The sequence below is a fragment of the Paenibacillus sp. FSL H3-0302 genome, assembly GCF_037982245.1.
Classification (GTDB): Bacteria; Bacillota; Bacilli; order Paenibacillales; family Paenibacillaceae; genus Paenibacillus_AQ; species Paenibacillus_AQ odorifer.
Genome location: NZ_CP150284.1, coordinates 313,411 through 335,164, shown reverse-complemented (window position 1 = coordinate 335,164; position 21,754 = coordinate 313,411). Strand labels below are relative to the sequence as shown.

Here is a 21,754-nt window from a genome sequence, read left to right as displayed (position 1 = left end):
AATTTCACTTGCACTCCTTGCAATTTACCTTTTATTTTGAAAGATTCTGAAAATTTAAAATTAATTCAAAAATATTATATATGAAAAATCATATGAATAGTGGAAATTTCCTTTTTACATAGAAGAAAAAGGAGACTACACGCAAAAAAGACAAAAAGCAGGCCAGAGTCACCTCTGCCTGCCTTTGCCAACCTATCTTATAATTTGATTATTCCATATAACAGTTTTGCGATTTCAGCACGGGTCACTTTGCCACGAGGGTCAAAGTTATTGTCGCCCTTGCCGTCAAGGATTCCCTTTGCTTGCAAATCAATTACCGCTTGCTTCGCCCACTCAGATACACTATTCATATCCTTAAAGCTTGCAGCAGCAGCAACGGAAGCTTGCAATCCTGCTTTATACTGCATCAGTTTCTGCAGGACAACTGCCGCCTCCTCACGAGTAATCGCATCTTTCGGTCGGAACTTGCCATCACTGCCTTGGATCAATCCAAGCTGGACAGCTTTTTCTATCGACTGTGCATAATAAGCATCTTTAGATACATCTGCAAAAGCACTCTGTACGATAGCCCCATTTGCTTCATCCAATCCGAGAGAACGAACGGCCAGTGTAACAAAATCTGCACGGGTTACATTCGCCTGTGGTCCATAATGCGTATCGTCGATCCCTTTAATCACATGCTTAGCCGTCAGCTTGGAAATATACGACTCTGCCCAGTGACCAGTAGTATCCCTAAATTGCTTATGGTATTCCAGTACCGCAAAGGAGGAAAAGTGATTTGTTGTGAAGGTAACGGTATTATCCTTAAACACTCCACCCAAATATTCCAACGTGCTGCCATTTACATAATAGACACCCGCAAAATCTGTATCGAGCTTAGCAAGCTGTTCCTTAGTCAGCGTCAAGGTAATCGTAACAGCACCTTTAAGCTGGTGGATAGCCGTTTCTTTGCCTCCTGCAGATGTACTGAGGTTCAGCGTAACGTTAGCTCTGAATGGACTCATTCCAGCGTCATTGGCCTGTACAGATATCATACTCGTATCAATGCTTAGTAGCAGCATATCACTGCCTGCCGGAATGGCTGGTAAGGAGCTTGTTGGTACGCTCAAGGTAACGTTAGATGAAACAATATTCAAATTCAACTTCTTATCGACAGCCTGTTGAACAGCGGCTGCATCAAGAGCAATTCTAATCTGATCTTGAGCCGAGGTTGCTCCGCCTGCGCTAATCTTTAGGCTTCCCCCTGTAGCAGCTTCCTCTATCAGTTTCTTCAAAGCTGACGGATCAGCTGTATACGTTCCATTACTTCCTAATGCCAGTTCAATGTTTCCTTTTCCCGCTCCAGGTGTGGCTGTAGGCGTTGGAGTCACTGTTGGTACTGGTGAAACTACTGGAGGTGCCGTTGTCACCTCAGGTGCTGGTGTCGGCGTCACTTCTGGCGATGGCGATACCTCTGGTGTCGGTGTTGGTGTTGGTGTCACCTCTGGTGTCGGCATCACATCCTCTTTTCCAGTGTAAAAGCCCCAGATATCTGAAAGCACACTACCGGAGTGATCATCCTCAACCTTTGTATACCATTGGTAGTAGCTATCCGGATTCAGCTTACTCCAAGTGACCTGAGTCTCCGCGCCACTCTCTACTTGTGGATTGGCCGCAATTTCCTGGTCGCTGTAAACCTTGACTCCGATATAGTCGGTAGCCACACGTTTAGTCACAGGCTGTAAATCCAGATCCAGAACGAACTCATCTTTGCCTGGATATTCGTCTTCATCATAGTAGTTATAATCATCCAAATAAGGCGAATAAGTCTTCACGCGAAGTTTGTTATTAGCAACATCGAACTGAAGCAGACGGATATAGCCAAGTCCCCCTTCTTCAGCGCCTTGGTAATCTGCCAGCATTTGATAGACACTGCGGTCTGGAATACCGTCACCGTTATCATCCAGCTCGTCTACCTTAAGCTCAGCATCATGATAATGGCCGGACAGTGCTGCGATTACGTTTTTGTTAGGTTTCACAACCATCTCAAAAATCTTATCTGCAATAGGTGCACGGTTATTAGAAACCAGCAAGTATTCATGGAGACAAAGAATCGCTTTACGCTCTGGATAACGGGCAACGATCTCATTCATCCATTCGATTTCTTCCTCAGCCAATCCCCAGCCCATGTATACAATAACAAAATCATTTCCGTTCGCAGACACTAAATCGTAATGGCCCCTGTTGTTGTCATAAGAGCCACCGAAGGTCGGCATATTCTTGAATCTCCACTCTCCAAAATACTCCCAGAATTTCGTGTAATCCCCGGTTTGATGACCTACGTCATGATTACCCGCAAGAACACCATAAGGAATGTTAGCTTCCTCCAGAACCTTCATGTCCCGGTCAGCTTCCTTCCACTCATACTCCTGATAGGATTTATCCACGATATCTCCTGTATGAATAACATACTTCAGGTTCAAGCTCTCTTTGTTGTCAGCTATCCATTCTACATTTTTACGGTAAATGTAAGGGTAGCTCTGTGAATAATACTGTGTATCAGACATCCATACAAAAGAAAAGTCATACGTATCTTGTGTTACTGTTGGTGCTGTCTTAGCCACCGAAGCAATTTCGTCCTGAACCATTACTGCAATGCTATTTCCATTAGCATATTCTCCAGCTGTAACCGTGGATTTCAGCTCAAAATCCTCTGTTCCAGCGATTAAATGATCCAGCTGTACCCATTTTTGTTGAGTTGGACTCCATGCGTAGAGACTTACTTTACGTCCCGGCAACGAATTCCCTTTCCATTCAATATCTACACGATCTGACGCCTTAACCGACTCATCCAGCTTAATTTCATAACGCTGATAAGGGAATTGATCGACAGCATCATTAATTAAATATTGTCCGTCCACCGCACTTATTTTACTGTAGTCATCACTGCTAAGCGCTTGTTCGCCCGCAGGTACGGATTGTTTCGGCGGCTCTGTATCGGATGCGTTTATAAATCCAGCAAAGCCTTGCTCCGGATGGTTAGCATCGTACTTAAATCCTCTAAAGAAGGTAACGTTTATCTTATCCTGATTAGGATCTTCAACCTTAACCTTTAAAGTCGGATTAGTACCTACAGCGGTCTCCCAGTTTGTAGGAGAAATAAGCAGTGGCGCAAATGGATTCTCATTCGGTACATGGAATGTAATGACCTTTTCTGCCTGATTGCCAATCCTATCTAAGGCTATGATAGAAAGCGTATGCTCCCCAGCCGATAACTTCCCGGATGAAGTAGCATAGGGCAGTTCAATAACATTACCATCCAGCTTCACGCTGACCTTATCTACACCCGCATAAGTATCCTTAACTTCAGCAGCAATTTCAAAATTGCCACGGTAAGTTTGTCCTTCTTCTATTGATGCTTTGATGGATGGTGGCGTGTTGTCGACAATTACGTTTGATGATACTTTCGTTCCACCTTCGGTAAGCGTTACTTTATGTTCTCCGTCAGTTGCTTCCTTAGTATTCCAGTTGTACGCCTTTGAACGGAACAAATCCGCTTTTAGATCAAACTGGAAGCCGAGGGATTCATGCTTACCTGCGCTGTCCCCCATCTTGATTTCCTTATCACGTTCTGCATAAGCCGGATCCCAAATTTCGGTACCATCTGCCAGCAGGAGACGAACATTTTTCACTTCAAAATCATCCTTATTCTCCTCAGGACGAGGATCAAATGGAGATGATTTAGAGCCCGCCCGAATGTAAATCACATTATCCGTACCCTTTTTTAAAGCGGCAGAAGAAATAGGAAAAGTCAATGTAGTATACGTAGTAATCGGGTCCATAAAGGTATACAGAATACTGGCATCTCCTAGTTCTTCCGGTCCCATCGTGATCGCATTTTTAAAATAATAGTCCACATTTTTAGCTTCAAATACAAAGTAGGCATCATTCTCCAGTGCATTATATGCCTCGTTATTGCCCAGTAACTTACTGTCAATGCTCAAGCCTAAGACATCAGCCTTAGCGGTGGCAGAGGTTCCCTTTACGGTCACGGAGCCATTGATCAACTGCCCTTCCTTCACATTCAAACGAAGGGGTGATTGATCCTGTCCTCCTGTAACTTTTACTTTCATTACTGGAGATTGTGTTTCATTCGTTCCATCAGAAACAACAAAGTAATACTGGATCTCATTTCTGCCAATCAAATCCGCAGAGGTCAAATTAAAGTGATACAAGCTGTCGTTGAAGTCTTGGGATAGATTGTGGCTAACAGCTTCCGGCTGCTTGTCCGAAGACACTCTAACTTCCACAGAAGTAACAGCTTTATTGTCATCAGCAAAAGCCTTCAAATCGAGACCCAGCGACTGATCAATCTCCGTTACGCCGGTCAGATCTTCTACTGTTGGTTTCTCTGTATCCGGCTCCACATGGATCGGTGTGTTTGGAAGTTGTGTTACATCCGTCTGGCCTGGTGACGGAACGGCTGACCCCGTACTGATCTTGAGCATTTTGCTCAGCCCATTCACAGGATACTTATATAGAAGGGCTTTATTCTCTTTGGTGTCATCACCTTTAGCTCCACCATCGTAGGTGAGGTCAGCATCATAATACGCAGAGGAAATCTCCTTCTCCGTATTGCTCTTGATTACGACTGCCCGGCGGCCAGAGTTCGCCATACCATCGCTTTTGATCAAAAAGAGATTGGTGCCTTCAATTAAGTTTGTGTTGAATTCTGTATTGAAATCATCAGCAGTGTAAGTACTATTGGCACTATTAATAACCCAGAACACCACGGACTGCTGTGCAGGAATCAGAAAGTTCTCTGGCGTCGAAGGCCACTTCACATCGGAAGCGTTACCTTTATCAGGATAACGATAATAGACCTTGTAGTCCTTGAAATTAACAGGTGCATCAGTATTGTTATAGATCTCAATGAATTCAAAAGCGTCGCTGCTCGTTCCTTTTACATTCGTCGAATTCGGCAGCAGCTCTGTGATTAACAACGGCGGCACATTATTCGAATCGAACGCCGGCAGGTTCACATGAACAGAATAACTCTCTGTCACATTATTAACGCGGATGCTGTAATGCAGCTCCGGCTCTTCCAGCGCAGCTGCAGGAATCATTGCCGCATATTCATCCCCACCTTTTGAAGTCATGGTGATTACCGTATCTTTCGCCTGAGAAGGAGAGCCATACTGTAGCTTCACTACAGGCAGTGATCCATCTGCCCCGCTTTCCAGATTAGTAATCTTCGCACTGATAGGGAGATCGTCTGGATCGACACTACTCTGTGCAATATGTTCAATCACTGGCTGCTTGTTCCCAGGAACTAGCTCAGGCACTTGTTCTGCCTCTACGGTTCCAGGCGTAGCCACAACCGTTCCCGAATTCACCATGAGGTTCATAACGGAGCTATCTGCTTGCAAGTATTGATAGAAGATCCCGTTATTCTCCTTCACCTGTTCTTTTCCATAGGAAGCAGAAACAATTAGCGTATCTCCTGCTTTGCTTTTAATTTGTAAATTACGCGCAGAAGTGTTAGCCATCCCCCCGCCACCGTTGATCCGGAACAGATTCACTCCTTCCTGCAAAGCTGCAGAAGGATTAAAGTTTTTGATGAAATCCTCCGTAGGAACATTCAGATTATTGCCATTCATAATCCAGAAAACAATATTTCCATGCGCCGGTATTACAGCATCACCATTAGGTGCCCATGTATCTTTGTCATTATAAAAGAAATAATAATCCTTAAAATTAACCGGCTTGTCCGTATTATTGTAGACTTCAACAAACTCGTAACCATCTACAGAGGTTCCATCTGTCCCTTTTACATTTTTAGTATCCGGAACAACTTCTGTAATCAGTAGCGCTCCTGGATTATGAGGTACCGCGTACACCTCTGCCATTACAGTCGGTTGACTTAAAAGCGTGTCGAGCTCAACCTGTTCATCAAAATGCGCCTCTAATTCGGAAGATGTCTGCTCCGTCTCCAGCTGCTGCTCTTCGGCATATCCTGCTGGAGCCATGATTCCCAACATCAAACTGCTGGCAATTATGCTGGAAAATAAACGTTTAGCTTTTGCTGTTATTCTCAAAACTCCGAACACTCCCCATTTGTTTGATTGTGATTCAATGCATAAATATGCAATGAAGCTCATCTGGAAAGTATACCTGCGGTGTATTATCGCTATATCATAGCCGTGTTAAATCTTTAGGTTATTTTTAATATTGCTTAAGCTTCAGTTCAGCTTCGCGGGTTACAATATAACTAGTTAGAACCCATTTTAAACGATACTTTAGACGGATGCTTAAGCAAGATAAGTTATTGCAGAACAAGAAAAGAGGACTCTAATGGATATAAAAAGAGTGATCATAGTCGGAACGGTAGTTGTAGTGATGTCTTTCGGAAATGCTTGGACTAGTCTTACCGCTAATGCAAGTTCGCCTGTAAAATGGTCCACCGCAGAGGTCGCGGATCAAGACGAATTATTGGAGGTACTTAACCAGCCAACGGACGAGGATCTATACGAGGCCATATATGACGGTAAGTCACTTCAAGATATTGCATCAGAACAAGGCCAAGATATTGAAGCTGTAATCGATCTACAGGTTGCCCAGCTAACGGATCAATTGGATTCACGGTTAGCCGCTGGAAGCATAACAACCGAGCAGTATGCGGCATATAAAGCGGAGCTGAGGGACATCGTTTCAGATAGTGTCCATACTTCCTTCGGTTAAGGGAATACATACAGCGACGCTGTAACATACACAAAAAACCCGGCTAAATGGATCTTCCATTTAGCCGGGTTTTGTATATTTAATACTTATTTTATAACAGAATCCCTAAGTCCCTATCTTGTTCTCTCTGTTAATCTCCAGAATATCAAGGAAGAATACAAAGATCGGAATCCCCAGAATCAGACCCCAAACCCCGAGATAATGCTCAGAGAATAACAACACGATAAACGTATAGAACATAGGCAAATTCATTTTGGATGACATCAGTTTAGGATTTAGGAAGTAGCCTTCTACAAAATGAAGCACGGCAATCATTGCCAGTACATAGATAGTCATGACTAGGCCACCAATATTGTAACCAATAATACAAAGTGGGATTAGCGAGATAACAAAACCTACAACCGGAATTAAACTAAGCAAGAAGATCATAATGGATAATGCGAAAAGGTAAGGAAAACCTAAAATCCAGAGTCCGATCACCGTAAAGCATGTATTAAACAACGCGATCAGAATTTGTGCTTCGATCACTTTTCCGAAAGAGGAGATAAATTTTCTGCCAAAATACTCAAGCTCTACATAGAACCAAGAGATTTTGCTCTCTTTAAGGCGGGAAGTGAAACTAACGATCCTGTTCTTCTCAAGTATAAATACAAAGCTCAAAATGGTTGATAAAACAAAGCTGGTGCCCCAATTGCTTATTTTCAAGACATATTCAATACCGTCTTTCATATACGACTGATAGTTCAAATCCTTAAGCTGGGCGAATATATACTGCACAATATCATTCTGCGGGATGTTCTCAGGGGTCAAATTGGTCAAAAAATTCGTTAACTGTTTAATCTGTATGAAAACCTTAGGCAGATAATTAACGAGGGTTATGACAATTACAGCGATTAAGGCAAGGTATAGAATAACAATAATCACTTTGCTGTTAACTGCTACATATTTGTTAATGCGCTTCGTGAGCAGCACTTGAAAGCTATTCATTACATACGCAATCAAAAACGTCAACAGTACCAAATTAAGCATATCTCTAATACTGAATAGCAGTAGAGCAACCAATCCTAAAATCAAAAAACGCCGGACCGTTAAATTTGCGTAATAACGCTTAAACAATTCCATCAGTTCTCTCCATTCGCTTACCAATTAGTACTCTGTTTATAGTCTACAGTAAGGAATTCACTTATAGCAACTAGTGATTCGCCTAAAATGACGAATTTACTCACTTTTTGTAATCTCATCATCAATAAAAGTGACACTTTTCATGCTCCTGCATCCATATGAGTCAATTCAACGATTCGGCGTTTCGGATCATATTTCATATCTATATGCAGATCTTTGCATAATTGATGAAATGGAACCATCAAGGTTCCCTTCCTCATTTCAGGAGAATTTCTTACCATATTCACCTTTTGGTTGTTCAAGGTCAATTCCATAGGCAAATCGATATGCTTCATCTGATCAAGCGTCAACGCAGCGGTAAGTGTCTCACTTCCCCCGTTAATTCGTGCGGCATTCCGATCCGCTCTGGTGTTAATCCCATCCTCAATTTTGAAGGTCAGTGAAATCCCCAGCGAATCACAAACAGCCAGCAATCTGTCATTGTAGGACCCATAAGGAAAAGCAATCGCCGAATCCGTATTGCCCAATTCTTTCTTCAGCCTTTGCTCCGCCTTAGCCAGATCACGTGTAACTCTGCTGTAGTATTCGACATTCATCTCATTCCTGTTCTCATCATCAACATATAACAAGGCACTTGCAGCTGGCCGCTGCCCGCCCTCGGCATCGACAATCCCATAATGGTGCAAATCATAGGTATGACTATAAAATCCCATCCCAGCATGCTTCATTTCCCGCATTTGCTCCCAAGTGAGCTTCGGTACGCTATTCGGATCTGGGTGATCTATTGTAGATACGATAACAAAATTAACGGCTGTATATCCGTATTTTTGCAAAACGGGGAACGCCAATTTATAGAAACTCTCATATCCATCATCAAAGGTCAGCAGCACTGCATTGTCCGGAACTGCGCCGTTATTCAGCATAAATTCACGGTATTCCGCCATGTTGATCACATGAAAACCTTCCTGCTTCAGCAGATTCATTTGATCATCAAACCGATCAACCGATAACACCCAAGGAAACTGTGGCATGGGCTTCTCAGAAAGATGATGATACATCAGCACAGCCACCTGATCTCTGTAGTAAATACCTTTTGGAAGAGGTCCGGATTTCTGCCAGCCGATTTGTGTATTTAGTGCCTGTTCAGCTACCGCCTTCGGGATCATAAGATCATCAGGCGAGGCAGGGTTGGCAGCTATCGTCTTTATCATTTGACCATTTACGTTAATAATAATTGTTGAAGGTTCACGTTGTGTATTCAAAATAGCAGCAAGGCTCAGCAGTAGAACTATGACAACAAGCAGCATATATTTTTTTGTTTTCAATCTCAGAATCTCCTTAACAACATTTCTTGTCCCTATGTAACTATATATTTTATGGAAGTTCCACCTGCTATTGGTTACATTTTCTTCTTATTTTTGTTTCTTTATCATAAAAAAGAGGGCGAACCTCAAGCCTGAACCGGCTTAAGGAACACCCCGCAAAATGGAGATCTATTTACAATTATGTACATCTATATGTGATTGTAGACGGTCTAGGACCTTCTCTTATCTGCGAAGTAATTCTCTTCCCCAAGCTCGTCCACGAACTGCTGCAGCCAATGATAATATTGGACGGCATGCTCCAGCTTCTCCAGATCCTTCAGGCAGAATTGCCGCTCCTCCTCAGATGTATCTACGGCTTGAACCAATCCCTCCAGCTCAGGAATGACAACGTCTAAAGCGTGCTTCATGACATCAATCTCCCGCTGTAGCTTCATCCCAAAAAAATTCTTAAAGGTCTGAAAGAAATCTGTTTCCACTGCATACAGATCCTTTCGGTCCCGCTTCTCCTCCAGCTTAGTGACCATCTTGGAGGCCATCAAAGAACGGACTCCATAGCTCATATTACTCTTGCTCATATTCATCACATTCTTCATCTCTTCAAGCGTCATCGGACGGTCTTCAAAGAACATAATTCCATACAGCTGCCCGAATGAATAATTCGCACCATATAGGTCCATCGTCTGAGCAATCGCATCGATCATCGGACGCAGCAGCTGCTCGCGTGGAGATAAGTCTTTATTCTCTTCACCAAAGGCTACCTGTTTCATAGCTGCACCTTCATTCCACTTAGAATCTACCCTTCTATTTTACACAAAATAGCAACTACCTGCGCTAATCTCTTAAATTTTTACATAATCTCGCATCGATCTTTACGTCCACTTGACCACGCAGCCGCTCGATGAGTGTACAATTTTTTTTGAACGAAAGAGCTTTCCTCAGAATTATACCGCAAAAAACAGAAGATGGAATGGGGTATCGACAGAATAATGAAACGTTCGAGATTTATAGGGGAGTTGAAACCGGTGCTCTTCACCTTGCCGGCAATGATTCCATTCGTTGTATTTTGGCTAGCGCCATTACTTTATGTATTTTATCTCAGCTTTACCGAATGGGACTTCATGAGCCCTGAGAAAACCTTTGTCGGACTAACCAACTATCTGGATCTGTTCAGCAACCCTGCCTTCTATAAAGCACTTAGAGTGACTCTGTTATTCTGTGCCGGAAGTGTGCTGCCCGTTATTCTGATCGGACTTGGACTAGCACTCCTGATGAACGGGAAGCTGAAAGGCTCCACCCTATATCAGGTATTGCTGTTCTCCCCTTGGGTCACGCCGACCGTGGCTGTATCCATTGTCTGGTCCTGGATCTATGAACCCGAAATCGGCCTTGCCAATACTGTACTTGACCTCTTAGGTCTAGAAAAAATCGGTTGGCTTCAAGACCCTAAATGGGCGCTGCTTGGCGTTCTGCTCGTGACAATATGGAAATCGGTAGGCTGGGCGATGATTTTTTACTTGGTGGCACTACGCAATGTCCCTACGGATCTGCTGGAAGCAGCTCAACTGGATGGAGCAAATGCTGTTCAAAAATTCAGCCGTATTACTTTACCGCTAATCTCGCCAACGACACTGTTTCTGTTCATCGTACAGATCATCGGGGCGTTACAGGCTTACGACCAGATTAACGTACTTACACAAGGTGGACCCTCTGGATCAACACGCACCTTGCTCTATATGTATTATCAGTCTGCCTTTGAAGCCTTTCAGATTGGAGAAGCCTCTAGTGTCGCAATGGTTCTGGTATTTATATGTATGCTGCTATCCGTAGTCTCGCTAGAGGTTAGTAAACGGACAACCCATTATCAATAACAACTGCTGTAAAGGAGAACGACTGATGAATGCAACGATCGTACGCGTGGGCAAGCTGACCCGCCATCTATTTTTTACAGCTATTGCACTGATCATGGCCTTCCCCTTCTATTGGATGGTCACCAGCGCCTTAAAAACCAATGATGAAATCTGGCAGTCTCCGCCCACAATCTGGCCTAAGGATGCGCTGTGGAGTAATTTTTCAGCCGCCTGGCACGAAGCCCCTTTCTTCAGATATATGGGCAATAGCATATTTGTCGCTGTGTCGATTGTTATTCTGCAGGTCATAAATTCCGGGATGATGGCCTATGCGCTTACGCATATGAAATTCCGCTTCAGAGGGCTGTTCTCAGGCGTTATTCTTTTCGGCTATATGGTTCCAGCCACCGCTGTTTATCTTCCCGGATATTTGGTATTGTCCCAGCTCCATCTACTGGATTCATATGCCGGATTAATTCTATCCAACTGTGTAAGTGTCTTCTCCATCTTTCTAATTCGCCAAGCCTTCCTTCAGGTTCCCCATGAGCTGGTGGAGGCTGGAGAAGTGGACGGTTCCTCACATATGCGGATTCTGTGGACCATTCTTGTCCCCATTACACGTTCTTCCTTTGCTGTGCTAGCCCTGATCACCTTCATTGATCAGTACAATAACTATTTCTGGCCGATGCTGATCACCAAAGACCCGAATCTACAGCTAGTCTCGGCGGGTCTGCGTAGTTTCTTTACTCAAGGAGGTGCCTACGGATTAAAATGGCCGCTGATCATGGCCGCTAGCGCATTCACCATCGCCCCGTTGCTGCTAGTATTTCTACTAGCTCAGAAAACGATCATGCAAAGTGTCAATATGACCGCTGGTTCCAGCAAAGGATAAGCTAACAATTCTATTTTAATAAGAGGAGAATGATGATGAACGTATTGAAGAGACTGTCCACCCTGTCTTTAGTTGCCGGATTTACAATGTTAACAGCTTGCGGAGGAAATGCGAATACAGGCAATGTTACAGCGGCGAATGGAGCTTCTTCCTCCCCCTCCACAGAGGCTGCGCCCACACAAAATGCACCGGTAACAATTGAATTCTGGTATGGTCTCGGCGGCAAGCTTGGTGAGAATATGGAGGCACTGATTCAGAAATTTAATACCTCTCAGCAAGAGGTCATCGTCAAAGGTATCGCGCAGGCAGACTACACGGAAACCGAACAGAAGCTGCAAGCAGCTATCGCTACAGGAAAAGTACCTGCGGCTGCTCTCTCCTCCAATGTAGATTGGGCCCGTAAAGGATATTTCGCTCCGATAGACGAGCTTATGGCACTGCAGCCAGATTTTAATAAAGAGGATTTTGTCCAAACCTTTCTAAATCAGGGCCAGGTTGATGGTAAGCAATACTTCCTGCCGATGTATGGAACAACGCAGGTCATGTACTACCACAAAGATGTTTTTGAGAAGAATGGAATTGATGCGAGCACATTAAATACTTGGGAAGATCTGGCTGCCGCAGCTGCGAAAATGACAGTGAAGGACGGCGGCAAAACCACCTTTTATGGTTGGGAGCCTATGTGGGGTTCAGGGAACATGATTGATGCCGTACTCAGCAAAGGAGGCACTATCCTTAGTGAGGATGGAAAACAAGTTATGGTCGACTCTAAAGAGTGGATTGAAACCTGGGATTTGTTCCGCAAGTGGATTCACGAGGATAAGATCATGCGGATTCATTCCGGCGGTCAAGGCTGGGAGTATTGGTACAAGACGATTGACGATGTAATGAAGGGTCAAGCCGCAGGCTACACTGGCTCCAGCGGCGATCAGGGCGACTTGGACTTCAGCATTGTTTCGGCTATGGAGCAGCCAGGCTGGGCAGGGATCGGTGAGGGCAAACCCGTAGCCCAAGCCCTTATGGCCGGCATTCTATCCAAAGCCAGCGACAGTGAAAAGGAAGCAGCTATGAAATGGCTAACCTACTTCACGAATGCTGAGAATACTGCGTCCTGGTCCATTAATACGGGATATATTTCGGTGCGCCAATCCGCATTGCAAGACCCGGCGTTTGTGTCATTCAGCGAAAGTAATCCACAGATTAAGGTTCCATTGATGCAAGCTTCTCATGGTTCTGCACCTTTCCAAGACCCAACTGGCGGCAAAATTAACGATGCGTTGACAATCGCCGCAGATAAGGTGCAGATTGAGAATATCCCAGCAGCACAAGCACTTAAGGAAGCACAAGAAACGGCACAAGCAGCGCTTGATAAATTAAAATAAAGGGCGGTGGACTTCATGTCTGAGCTCATCACTCCACAAGGCAGATATGCTGTAGCAGCTATTCTATTCGATAAGGATGGTACGCTGCTCCAGTTCGTATCCCTCTGGGGCAGCTGGGGCGAATGTTTTTTAGAGAGATTCACGAAGTATATGAAGGAAAAAGGACTACAGATTGCAGAAGAGCAGCTCCCTGCATTAATGGGAACTGTACACAATGCCCAGGGGAGCATTACCGATTATGATCGCAACGGACCGCTGGCTATGGGGACTATGAGTGATCTTTATGCCATTCTGTCATGGCAGGGTTATCTGCAAGGTTTATCTTGGGCGGAGTCCATGGAGCTTGTCCATCAATGCCGTCTCGAAGCGGATGTTAGGTTAGAAGAGAAACGCCCCGTTCACTCCCTTCCGGGACTTCATCGTTTTCTTGATGAGTGTGTGAGTGCAGGCATTCCTCTCGCCGTGGTGACCGCAGATGAAACAGAGGCCGCAGACAAACATCTCCAATGGCTGGGCATACGGCATTATTTCTCCGAGGTAATTGGAACAGATCTTGTGGATCAGGGTAAACCTTTCCCCGACATGGTGCAGCTTGCCTGCAAAAGGTTAGCCGTGGAACCCGCGTACACAGCGGTTATCGGCGATACTAACGGGGATATGCGAATGGCTAAAGCAGCGGGTGTACAGGTAGCTATCGGCCTAGCAGAAAGCGACGGTACTAGTGCTTCAACACATATTCTCCCGGATGCAGATCTCATTGTACAATCTTATGCTGAGCTCAGAATTGAGGTTACTCCCCTGTGAGAATAGAAGGAATATGGGCATGGATGTTTCTGGCGCTGGCTATTGTGTTCGAACTCTCAGGGACCCTCTCAATGAAAATATCTCAAGGGTTCACCCAGCTCTGGCCTTCCGTGCTTATGTTCCTGTTCTATGGAGCCAGCTTCACCTCCCTGAATTATGCTCTCACCTCTATTAAGGTAGGCGTAGCTTATGCGATATGGTCAGGAGCGGGAATCATCCTGATTTCCTTCATAGGAACCCTGTTCTTTGAAGAAAAGCTAACCCTATCCTCACTACTTTGGATAGCCGTCATCATTGTCGGGATCATAGGACTGAATATTAGCGGCAAGACGCATTAGCGAACAGCAACAGTATTGGATAGGTTCATAGATGAAGGAGGATGCCCAAACATGAGTACGAACACATCACCTGAAGATAAACCAGTTATCACCTTTCAGATCATTACGGATACCCATGTCACTGCTGACCGCAATCATGAGTACAATCTTAACTTCGAGCTGGCTCTCCGTGATATAGCAGCGCATGGGGAAGGCAGCAGCGGGATTATGCATATCGGTGATGTCACAGACCACGGCTTCCCTGCTGAATACGAAGAAATGCTTCGTATCCTCAAACAATACAAAACCGAACTGCCCGGGATTACCTTTACCTTAGGCAATCATGATGTGGGCCTCGGAAATTGGGAATCACGTTTAGGAATGTATACGTCACAGACCGGAATGTCCGGACCCTATCATGATCACTGGGTCAATGGCTATCATTTTATTATGCTAGGGACAGAACAAGGATTGCCCAAATTCTGCGATCTTTCTTCTGAACAGCTTGATTGGCTGGAGCATAAGCTTGGAGAACAAGCTTCACCAGATCAGCCTATCTTTCTCTTCCTGCATCAACCGCTTAAAGACACCGTAGCCGGATCGCTGGAATCGCAAGATTGGTATGGTGTCACACAAGATAAGGAATTAAAAGAAATCCTGTCGAGATACCCTCAGACCTTGTTATTCACTGGACATACCCATTGGGAGCTGGAGGTAGACAACACTATGTTCCCTGGCGATGGAGAGATCGCAACGATGTTTAATGCTGCTTCTGTCGCCTATCTTTGGACTAATGAAGATAAACATAAAGAGGGCAGCCAAGGCTTCTATGTAGAAGTGTATAGCGATAAAGTGCTTGTCCGGGGCAGAGATTTTAAGACAGGAAGCTGGATTGAGGCTGCACAATATGAGGTAGCTTACCCAGCGGTAAACGTATATTAACGATAAGCATTTAAGCGAGAATTATAACAAAAAAACGATTGTGCACAGGGAGTCCTTCCCCGCAACAATCGTTTTTTACTGTAGCTATTCAGCTTAACGTCCAATCGGTGCAATCCGGTAGACAGCTGTATCTCCAACCGCTGCCTTCGTATCGCTCTCGATCTGCCAACCGAAGGATAACACAGAAGCCAAACGTTCCTTCTCGGCCAAGGTTAAAGCCACCTCAGCGGCTTCCTTACCTTCCTCAAGCTCCAGAGCCGCTTCTTTGCCCAGAGCTACCCATATCCAGCTGCGAATCCCACGAATCGTGTTGTATTTAATCTGATAGCCTGTCTTCACCGCTTGCCCGAACAACTCGGGCTGCTCTGACTGCAACGTAGTCAGCTGCTTATAATCAAATTGGTATTCGCTCTTGTCAACGGGCAAATCGCCCTCTGCCACTTTACGAAGAATATCCTCATCAGACCACCCCAAGGAGCGGAGTGATTCCACCAATAACGCATCCCACTGGGATAACTTTACCCGGTTTAAGTTCTCTGACATTCTGATCCCTCCCAATCTATATATAGAGTCTAATCATACCTTAAAATCATAAGCAACATAATGGCCCGTACTTACTTCCTGTAGTGTGGAAGTCTCAGCTCTGCCATACTCTTGCGAATATCCGTCTAAAATAATTCTCTGATTGGCCCGCCGGGGATCCGTCTCCAAGATGGAAGACAGCAGCGCTTTTGTATAAGGATGAATAGGATTCTCGTACAGCTCATCACTTTCGGCTACCTCTACTAGACGACCGCCATACATCACGCCGATCCGGTCAGAAATATGCCGTACCATCGACAGATCATGTGCGACAAAGAGATAGGTCAAGCCGAATTCGGACTGCAAATCCTCCAGCATGTTCACTACCTGAGCCTGGACAGACACGTCCAGCGCTGAGATCGGTTCATCACACACGACAAACTCAGGTCTTACGGACAATGCTCTGGCAATCGAAATCCGCTGGCGTTGGCCACCGCTGAATTCATGCGGGAAACGGTAGAGATGTTCTCTTTTTAAACCTACCTTTTCCAGCAATGCCGCAACAGCTTCTTTGCGTTCTTCACCTTCGTGGATGCCGTGGATTTTCATCGGCTCACTGATCAGATCAAGCACACTTAAGCTTGGATTAAGTGATGAATAGGGATCTTGGAAGATCGACTGAATGCGTCTGCGAAAAGGTTTTAGCTGCTTCTCTCCAAGCTTGCTCAGCGGCTGCCCGTCAAAAGACACTTCACCGTCTGTGTAGTCATATAAGCGCAGCAAGCAGCGTCCAACCGTGGACTTGCCGCTTCCCGACTCTCCAACCAGCCCAAAGGTCTCTCCCTGACGAATCTGAAAGCTTACGCCATCTACTGCCTTAAGCACCGATGTATCGCGTCCCCACATATCCTTGCCTTTGGAGAAATGTTTTTTGAGATTATTTACGTCCACTAGAATCTTATTGTCACTCAACCGAACCGCTCCCTTCAACGCCAGCTACAGCTGGAGTCTCCTGCACACCATCTGCTAACCAGCACATCGAACGGTGACCGGGCGATAATTCGATTACCGGAGGACGTTCGCTGCAACGGGTAAAAGCATTAGGGCAACGTTCCATAAAGGGACAGCCAGAAGGAGGATTCAACAAATCCGGAGGTGTGCCTTCGATTGGAATTAGACGTTCACGCGATTTGCCGTCACGTTTCGGAATGGAGCGAAGCAGACCTTTCGTGTAAGGATGCTGTGGGCGATAAAAAATATCCTCCACCGTACCTTCCTCCATCACTAGTCCACCATACATTACGATAACCCGTGTACATACCTGAGCCACCACACCCAAATCATGAGTGATCAGTGCTATAGCTGTACTGGTATTATTTTTTAGCTCTTTAAAAAGATCAAGAATTTGGGCCTGTATTGTTACATCAAGCGCAGTTGTCGGCTCATCCGCAATCAATAGCTCTGGCTGGCAGGAAAGCGCCATAGCGATCATAACCCGCTGCCGCATCCCGCCGCTGAATTCATGCGGATACTGCTGCAGCCGCTGCTCAGGATTATTAATGCCCACCTGCCGCAGGATACTTGCTGCCTCTTTAAACGCTGCTTCCTTATTTAAGCCGCGATGCCGCCGGATGACCTCCGTAAGCTGCTGGCCGATTTTTTTCACAGGATTAAGAGAAGTCATGGGGTCCTGAAACACCATCGCTATGCGGTTACCGCGCAGTTTTCTCCACTCTTTTTCCGAAAGGTTAGATAAATTGTCACCACGAAAATTAATATTTCCAGCGATAATTTTACCCGGAGGTGTAATCAACGACATAATCGCCTTCGCAGTTACACTTTTCCCACTTCCGGATTCACCAACAATCCCTACCGTTTCTCCAGCATCTATATGAAAGCTAACGCCACGAACTGCCTGATTCTCTCCATCCCGAGTTTGGAAGGAAACCTTCAAATTCTCAACAGACAATAGCCGTTCCGTCATGATGTCTTCACACTCCTATCTTCGGATCAGCTTCGGTTCAAAGCCAACCCGCAAAATATCGCCCAGAACATTAAAGCTCAGAACCGTTAATAGTATCAATAACCCCGGGAACAATGCCAAATAAGGTGCCTGAGCGATATATCCCTGCGCATTGTTAAGCATACTGCCCCAAGTGGCATTCGGAGGTTGTACCCCGAACCCAAGAAAGCTTAGGGACGACTCCATCATAATCGCGGAAGCGATATTATTCGTCGCACCTACAATCACAACAGGTACTAGCCCCGGAAGAATATGACGCCAAATAATTCCGAAGTTGCTCTGGCCGGAAGCTTTTGCATACAGTACATATTCCCGTTCTTTAATCGTCATCGTCTCCGCACGAATCACACGGGCAATGTTCATCCACATTAATAGAGCAATGATTAAAATGATGTTTCCTACACTCGGCTTCAAAAATACGCTGAGCAGCAGCAGCACAAGGAAAGATGGAATGGACATCACTACATCAAGCATCCGCATCAATAGATTATCAATCCATCCGCCAAAATATCCACTGATTACGCCCACCGTCACACCTATACCCGTGGCAATGATCATTGAAGCAAAACCAACTAGCAAAGATACCCGGCCACCATACAAAGCTCGGGCAAAATAATCCCGGCCGTAATCATCCGTACCAAACCAATGATCCGCCCCGGGTGCCTTCAAACGTGCCAAAACATCCATTGCATTCGGATCATGTCCGGATAAAAAAGCAAATATAGAGCCTAGTGTGAAGACGATTAAAGTAATGAGGGCTGCGACACCCAATTTATTCGTAAATAGCTCATCTCCAACACTTTTCCATTTACTGCGATTCATGAGGTCACCTCGTTAATTTAATTCGTGGGTCCACGAAGCTATATAGAATATCCGCGACCAGATTGCCGATGATCAGCATTAAAGAAGAGAACAAAGTTATTCCCATAATTACGGGATAATCCATCCCTTTAACCGCAGTCATCCCTAAAGAGCCAATACCCGGCCATGAAAATACCGTCTCCGTTACAATTGCACCCGCCACCAGATCACCCATCGACATCCCGAGCAATGTAATTACTGGCAACAGTACATGCTTTAGCACGTGACGGAACAGAATCGTTGTCTTGCTGGATCCAAAAGCATATTGAATCTGCACATATTCTTCTTTTAGCTGTCCAATCGTACTAGAGCGGATGTATCGTACGTAACCGGCCAGAAATCCAAACGCCAATACGGCGCAAGGCAAAATACCATGCTTCAATACATCAACCGCTGATTCCACACCAATGGTTCGCATCCCCATTATAGGCAGCAGGTGCAGCTTAATTGCGAATAAGTACATAAGTAAGATGGCCAGCCAAAATAAAGGCACTGAAATTCCGATATAGGATAAAAAATTAATTACTTTATCCACCCAGCGGTTCCGGTTAGCTCCAGCAAGCAGACCCATCGGGATCGCCAACAGAACGGCTAAGCCGATTGCACTGCCCATCAAACCTGCTGTTGCAGGTAAACGTTCTAGAATTTGCTCCAATACAGGCTGATGATTCACAAGGGAATAACCGAAGTTGCCCTGCAGTACTTCTTTGATCCATATAAAATATTGAATGTAGGCTGGCTTATCCAGCCCAAGGTTATGCCGGATGCGCTCAATATCATCCGCGTGCATATTCGGCGTAACGAAGGATAGTACCGGATCCCCCGGAGCCAGCTTAATCATCGCAAAGCACACAACCGAGACAAAAAACAGCATCGGCAGGGTTTGCAGTAATCTTCGGACGATAAGTTGTCTCATACGTATATTCTCCCAGTTCTATATCGGTAAAAAAATAAGCTGGATTGACCAGCTTATTTTTTCCCGTTCTTATTTAAGGTAGATTTTCGATAAATCTTCAAAAATAACGACAGGCTTCAAGACTGCTTCTTCTAGACCGCCGTAGTTCTTGGAGACAGCTACAATAGTCTTAGTATTAGCAATTGGATAAATCGGTGCATCGTCAGCAATGATCTCTTGGATCTTCTTATAGATCTCACCACGTTTAGTTGCATCTGCTTCTCCTGCACCATCATTGAACAACTTATCGACTTCAGCATTATTATAATGCGAGTAGTTAGAGTCTGCAGTAGAAGTATACAAAATTCTGTAAGCATCAGGATCGTAACCCATAATATAACCTGCAATCGCAAGTTCAAAATCTGTTGAATTCATATCACTGAACTTCTGGCCATATGCCGAGGCATCCATATTTTGCAGTTCAACTTCAGCGCCAATGGCCTTTAGCTTTTGCTGCACGTATAGTGAAATGGCTTCCTGAGCTTTATTACCGCTCGATACAATCAATCTCAATTTCAGATCGCTAACCCCTGCCGATTGCAGAAGCTCTTTGGCTTTTTCTACATCATTATCAAAAGAAGGTACGTCATTAGTATAGAACAATGCATCCGGAGTCAAAAAGGACTTCGCCGGGTCTGCATACTCGTTAGAAGTATAAGCAGCCTGAATGATTTCATCACGATTTAGGGCTAAAGACAAGGCTTGACGAACTTCTTTTTTAGCAAGAGCACCTCTATCACTGTTTGCATTGAACAACAGGTAGGACAATCGGCCTTCACTATAAGGCAGGATTTCGAAATTGTTCGAAGCCTCAATCGTTCCAACATCCTGTGGATCTAGATACTTAATGTTGATCTCACCATTCTGAAGTGCGAGATTCGCAGCATTCGTATCTTTAGCAATCCGGTACGTTATAGAATCAAGATGTGGTTTGCCGCCAAAGTAGTTATCAAATCTCTCGAGTGTAACATATTCGCCTGCTTTGTATTCTTTAAATTTAAATGGGCCAGATCCAACCGGAGCAGCATTCTTGGTGCTTTTCTCTAGATCCGTCTCATTCTCGAAAATATGCTTTGGAATCGGAAACACTTGCACTAGTGTAGCTTCAAAAGCTGGGCTGACCTGCGGAAGCTTGAACTCTACAGTCAGATCATCCACCTTAACTGCCTTAACGGGTTTATCACCGATGAATAAGTTCGCTCTCAGCATGCTGTTTTGCTTCTCATCGAGGATGCTATCAATCGTGAACACGACATCGTCAGCTGTAAGCTTTTCTCCGTCATGCCAAGTTAGTCCACTTTTCAGTTTCAATGTATAAGTCAGGTTATCTTCGGAAAGTGTCAGGCTGTCTGCCAAGTAGAAGGTCTTCTCTCCGTTATTCACTTGGAACAATGGCGCGTAGAGCGCTTGGTCAATCGTCAGACTGACACGATCACCTGCATAGTTCGGATTTAGAATGACAGGATCTGCAGCGACCCCAATAATTAAGTTGCCGCCATCTTTTGGTTCAGTGCTTGCTGTCGATCCTTCAGTAGCCGTAGGCGTCTGATTTGTATTTGTGGAAGCGGCGTTATTTCCCCCGGAGCACGCGCTAATCAAAAATGTTAACAAAACCAAAGTAATAACTCCAGATAATCCTCTACGCATAAGTTTCTCCCCCGTGTCTATATTGTCTTTGTTTGTTTTTATATTGTATATCGGGATACTAGGAATTACAATGGATAGCATTTCACATTAATGTAATATTGAGGGAACTGATAGTTTCGACCTTTTTCATGACATCCCCACGCCTTAAAGTATCCACAGGGTCCATACCTGAAATGACTCTTCCGAATACAGTATGCCAAGGGTCGCAATAATCAAACTCTGTTCAGCCACCAATATGAGCTTCAGTCTTCGCTTTCTCTTCCGGTGCAATCAATTTCCTCAGCATCCTCATTCAGCAGAGGTCGGTATTCACCCTTTCCATCATCCCAGAACACATCCGCACGAGGATTCATGGCCAGTAACAGATTGATTAACTACTGAACTTTTAGTGGTGA

The 21,754-nt window shown here is 44.9% G+C and carries 17 protein-coding genes and 1 pseudogene; 7 read left to right on the top strand and 11 right to left on the bottom strand.

The window, feature by feature from the left end; genetic code table 11:
- Positions 1-197 precede the first annotated feature (197 nt).
- Positions 198-6,077 (bottom strand): S-layer homology domain-containing protein, encoded by a 5,880-nt coding sequence (locus MHH50_RS01495; RefSeq protein WP_340033873.1) that lies wholly within the window; start codon positions 6,075-6,077, stop codon positions 198-200.
- A 256-nt stretch (positions 6,078-6,333) separates the two neighbouring features.
- Between MHH50_RS01495 and MHH50_RS01490 the strand changes: the two genes are divergently transcribed.
- Positions 6,334-6,720 carry a hypothetical protein gene (locus MHH50_RS01490; protein WP_038568262.1) on the top strand — a complete coding sequence of 129 codons (387 nt, stop codon included), beginning with the start codon at positions 6,334-6,336 and terminating at the stop codon, positions 6,718-6,720.
- 105 nt (positions 6,721-6,825) lie between these two features.
- Here the strand turns inward: MHH50_RS01490 and MHH50_RS01485 are convergent, their stop codons facing one another.
- The 3 genes from MHH50_RS01485 to MHH50_RS01475 form a co-directional block, all read right to left on the bottom strand.
- Positions 6,826-7,842, bottom strand: a complete 1,017-nt coding sequence (locus tag MHH50_RS01485; RefSeq protein WP_036687315.1) for an AI-2E family transporter — start codon at positions 7,840-7,842, stop codon at positions 6,826-6,828.
- Between the two features lie 140 nt (positions 7,843-7,982).
- A complete protein-coding gene (locus MHH50_RS01480; RefSeq protein ID WP_340033872.1) occupies positions 7,983-9,167 on the bottom strand; it encodes a polysaccharide deacetylase family protein in 1,185 nt (394 codons plus the stop codon).
- A gap of 209 nt (positions 9,168-9,376) precedes the next feature.
- On the bottom strand, positions 9,377-9,934 hold the full coding sequence (locus tag MHH50_RS01475) for a transcriptional regulator (RefSeq protein WP_076101159.1): 558 nt from the start codon (positions 9,932-9,934) through the stop codon (positions 9,377-9,379).
- A 195-nt stretch (positions 9,935-10,129) separates the two neighbouring features.
- On the opposite strand from MHH50_RS01475, the gene MHH50_RS01470 reads away from it, so the two are divergent.
- The 6 genes from MHH50_RS01470 to MHH50_RS01445 are packed head-to-tail and all read left to right on the top strand — an operon-like array spanning position 10,130 to position 15,351.
- Positions 10,130-11,035, top strand: coding sequence for a sugar ABC transporter permease (locus MHH50_RS01470; protein ID WP_254848744.1), 906 nt, complete (start codon positions 10,130-10,132; stop codon positions 11,033-11,035).
- Between the two features lie 25 nt (positions 11,036-11,060).
- A complete protein-coding gene (locus MHH50_RS01465) occupies positions 11,061-11,906 on the top strand; it encodes a carbohydrate ABC transporter permease (RefSeq protein ID WP_076127021.1) in 846 nt (281 codons plus the stop codon).
- Between the two features lie 35 nt (positions 11,907-11,941).
- Positions 11,942-13,288, top strand: a complete 1,347-nt coding sequence (locus MHH50_RS01460; protein WP_081386373.1) for an ABC transporter substrate-binding protein — start codon at positions 11,942-11,944, stop codon at positions 13,286-13,288.
- A gap of 15 nt (positions 13,289-13,303) precedes the next feature.
- Positions 13,304-14,092: an HAD family hydrolase gene (locus MHH50_RS01455; protein ID WP_076192524.1), complete on the top strand. Its 789-nt coding sequence runs from the start codon at positions 13,304-13,306 to the stop codon at positions 14,090-14,092.
- 23 nt (positions 14,093-14,115) lie between these two features.
- On the top strand, positions 14,116-14,430 hold the full coding sequence (locus tag MHH50_RS01450) for a multidrug efflux SMR transporter (protein WP_076127015.1): 315 nt from the start codon (positions 14,116-14,118) through the stop codon (positions 14,428-14,430).
- A gap of 51 nt (positions 14,431-14,481) precedes the next feature.
- The gene (locus MHH50_RS01445; RefSeq protein WP_076192526.1) at positions 14,482-15,351 is read left to right on the top strand and encodes a metallophosphoesterase; all 870 of its coding nucleotides are present in this window, start codon (positions 14,482-14,484) and stop codon (positions 15,349-15,351) included.
- Between the two features lie 93 nt (positions 15,352-15,444).
- Here MHH50_RS01445 and MHH50_RS01440 read toward each other — a convergent pair whose 3' ends face one another.
- From MHH50_RS01440 to MHH50_RS01410, 7 genes and pseudogenes are all read right to left on the bottom strand, one after another.
- Complete coding sequence (locus MHH50_RS01440) at positions 15,445-15,894, bottom strand: hypothetical protein (RefSeq protein ID WP_076192528.1); 450 nt, start codon at positions 15,892-15,894, stop codon at positions 15,445-15,447.
- Positions 15,895-15,927: 33 nt separating this feature from the next.
- Positions 15,928-16,845, bottom strand: coding sequence for an ATP-binding cassette domain-containing protein (locus MHH50_RS01435; RefSeq protein ID WP_305954156.1), 918 nt, complete (start codon positions 16,843-16,845; stop codon positions 15,928-15,930).
- A complete protein-coding gene (locus MHH50_RS01430) occupies positions 16,838-17,857 on the bottom strand; it encodes an ABC transporter ATP-binding protein (RefSeq protein ID WP_076192532.1) in 1,020 nt (339 codons plus the stop codon). The genes MHH50_RS01435 and MHH50_RS01430 overlap by 8 nt, the downstream gene beginning before the upstream one ends.
- 15 nt (positions 17,858-17,872) lie before the next feature.
- Positions 17,873-18,718, bottom strand: a complete 846-nt coding sequence (locus MHH50_RS01425; protein ID WP_036687295.1) for an ABC transporter permease — start codon at positions 18,716-18,718, stop codon at positions 17,873-17,875.
- A 4-nt stretch (positions 18,719-18,722) separates the two neighbouring features.
- Positions 18,723-19,673 (bottom strand): ABC transporter permease, encoded by a 951-nt coding sequence (locus tag MHH50_RS01420; RefSeq protein ID WP_076127007.1) that lies wholly within the window; start codon positions 19,671-19,673, stop codon positions 18,723-18,725.
- Positions 19,674-19,742: 69 nt separating this feature from the next.
- Complete coding sequence (locus MHH50_RS01415) at positions 19,743-21,359, bottom strand: ABC transporter substrate-binding protein (protein ID WP_076282388.1); 1,617 nt, start codon at positions 21,357-21,359, stop codon at positions 19,743-19,745.
- 82 nt (positions 21,360-21,441) lie between these two features.
- Positions 21,442-21,555: pseudogene (locus MHH50_RS01410) on the bottom strand (peptidylprolyl isomerase); the annotation flags it as partial.
- Between the last annotated feature and the right edge of the window lie 199 nt (positions 21,556-21,754).

Coding starts and splice junctions, on each gene's coding strand:
- MHH50_RS01415 (WP_076282388.1), bottom strand. CDS start 21,359: ATGCGTAGAGGATTATCTGGAGTTATTACTTTGGTTTTGTTAACATTT.
- MHH50_RS01420 (WP_076127007.1), bottom strand. CDS start 19,673: ATGAGACAACTTATCGTCCGAAGATTACTGCAAACCCTGCCGATGCTG.
- MHH50_RS01450 (WP_076127015.1), top strand. CDS start 14,116: ATGTTTCTGGCGCTGGCTATTGTGTTCGAACTCTCAGGGACCCTCTCA.
- MHH50_RS01470 (WP_254848744.1), top strand. CDS start 10,130: ATGGAATGGGGTATCGACAGAATAATGAAACGTTCGAGATTTATAGGG.
- MHH50_RS01490 (WP_038568262.1), top strand. CDS start 6,334: ATGGATATAAAAAGAGTGATCATAGTCGGAACGGTAGTTGTAGTGATG.
- MHH50_RS01475 (WP_076101159.1), bottom strand. CDS start 9,934: ATGAAACAGGTAGCCTTTGGTGAAGAGAATAAAGACTTATCTCCACGC.
- MHH50_RS01445 (WP_076192526.1), top strand. CDS start 14,482: ATGAGTACGAACACATCACCTGAAGATAAACCAGTTATCACCTTTCAG.
- MHH50_RS01465 (WP_076127021.1), top strand. CDS start 11,061: ATGAATGCAACGATCGTACGCGTGGGCAAGCTGACCCGCCATCTATTT.
- MHH50_RS01485 (WP_036687315.1), bottom strand. CDS start 7,842: ATGGAATTGTTTAAGCGTTATTACGCAAATTTAACGGTCCGGCGTTTT.
- MHH50_RS01430 (WP_076192532.1), bottom strand. CDS start 17,857: ATGACGGAACGGCTATTGTCTGTTGAGAATTTGAAGGTTTCCTTCCAA.
- MHH50_RS01455 (WP_076192524.1), top strand. CDS start 13,304: ATGTCTGAGCTCATCACTCCACAAGGCAGATATGCTGTAGCAGCTATT.
- MHH50_RS01440 (WP_076192528.1), bottom strand. CDS start 15,894: ATGTCAGAGAACTTAAACCGGGTAAAGTTATCCCAGTGGGATGCGTTA.
- MHH50_RS01425 (WP_036687295.1), bottom strand. CDS start 18,718: ATGAATCGCAGTAAATGGAAAAGTGTTGGAGATGAGCTATTTACGAAT.
- MHH50_RS01460 (WP_081386373.1), top strand. CDS start 11,942: ATGAACGTATTGAAGAGACTGTCCACCCTGTCTTTAGTTGCCGGATTT.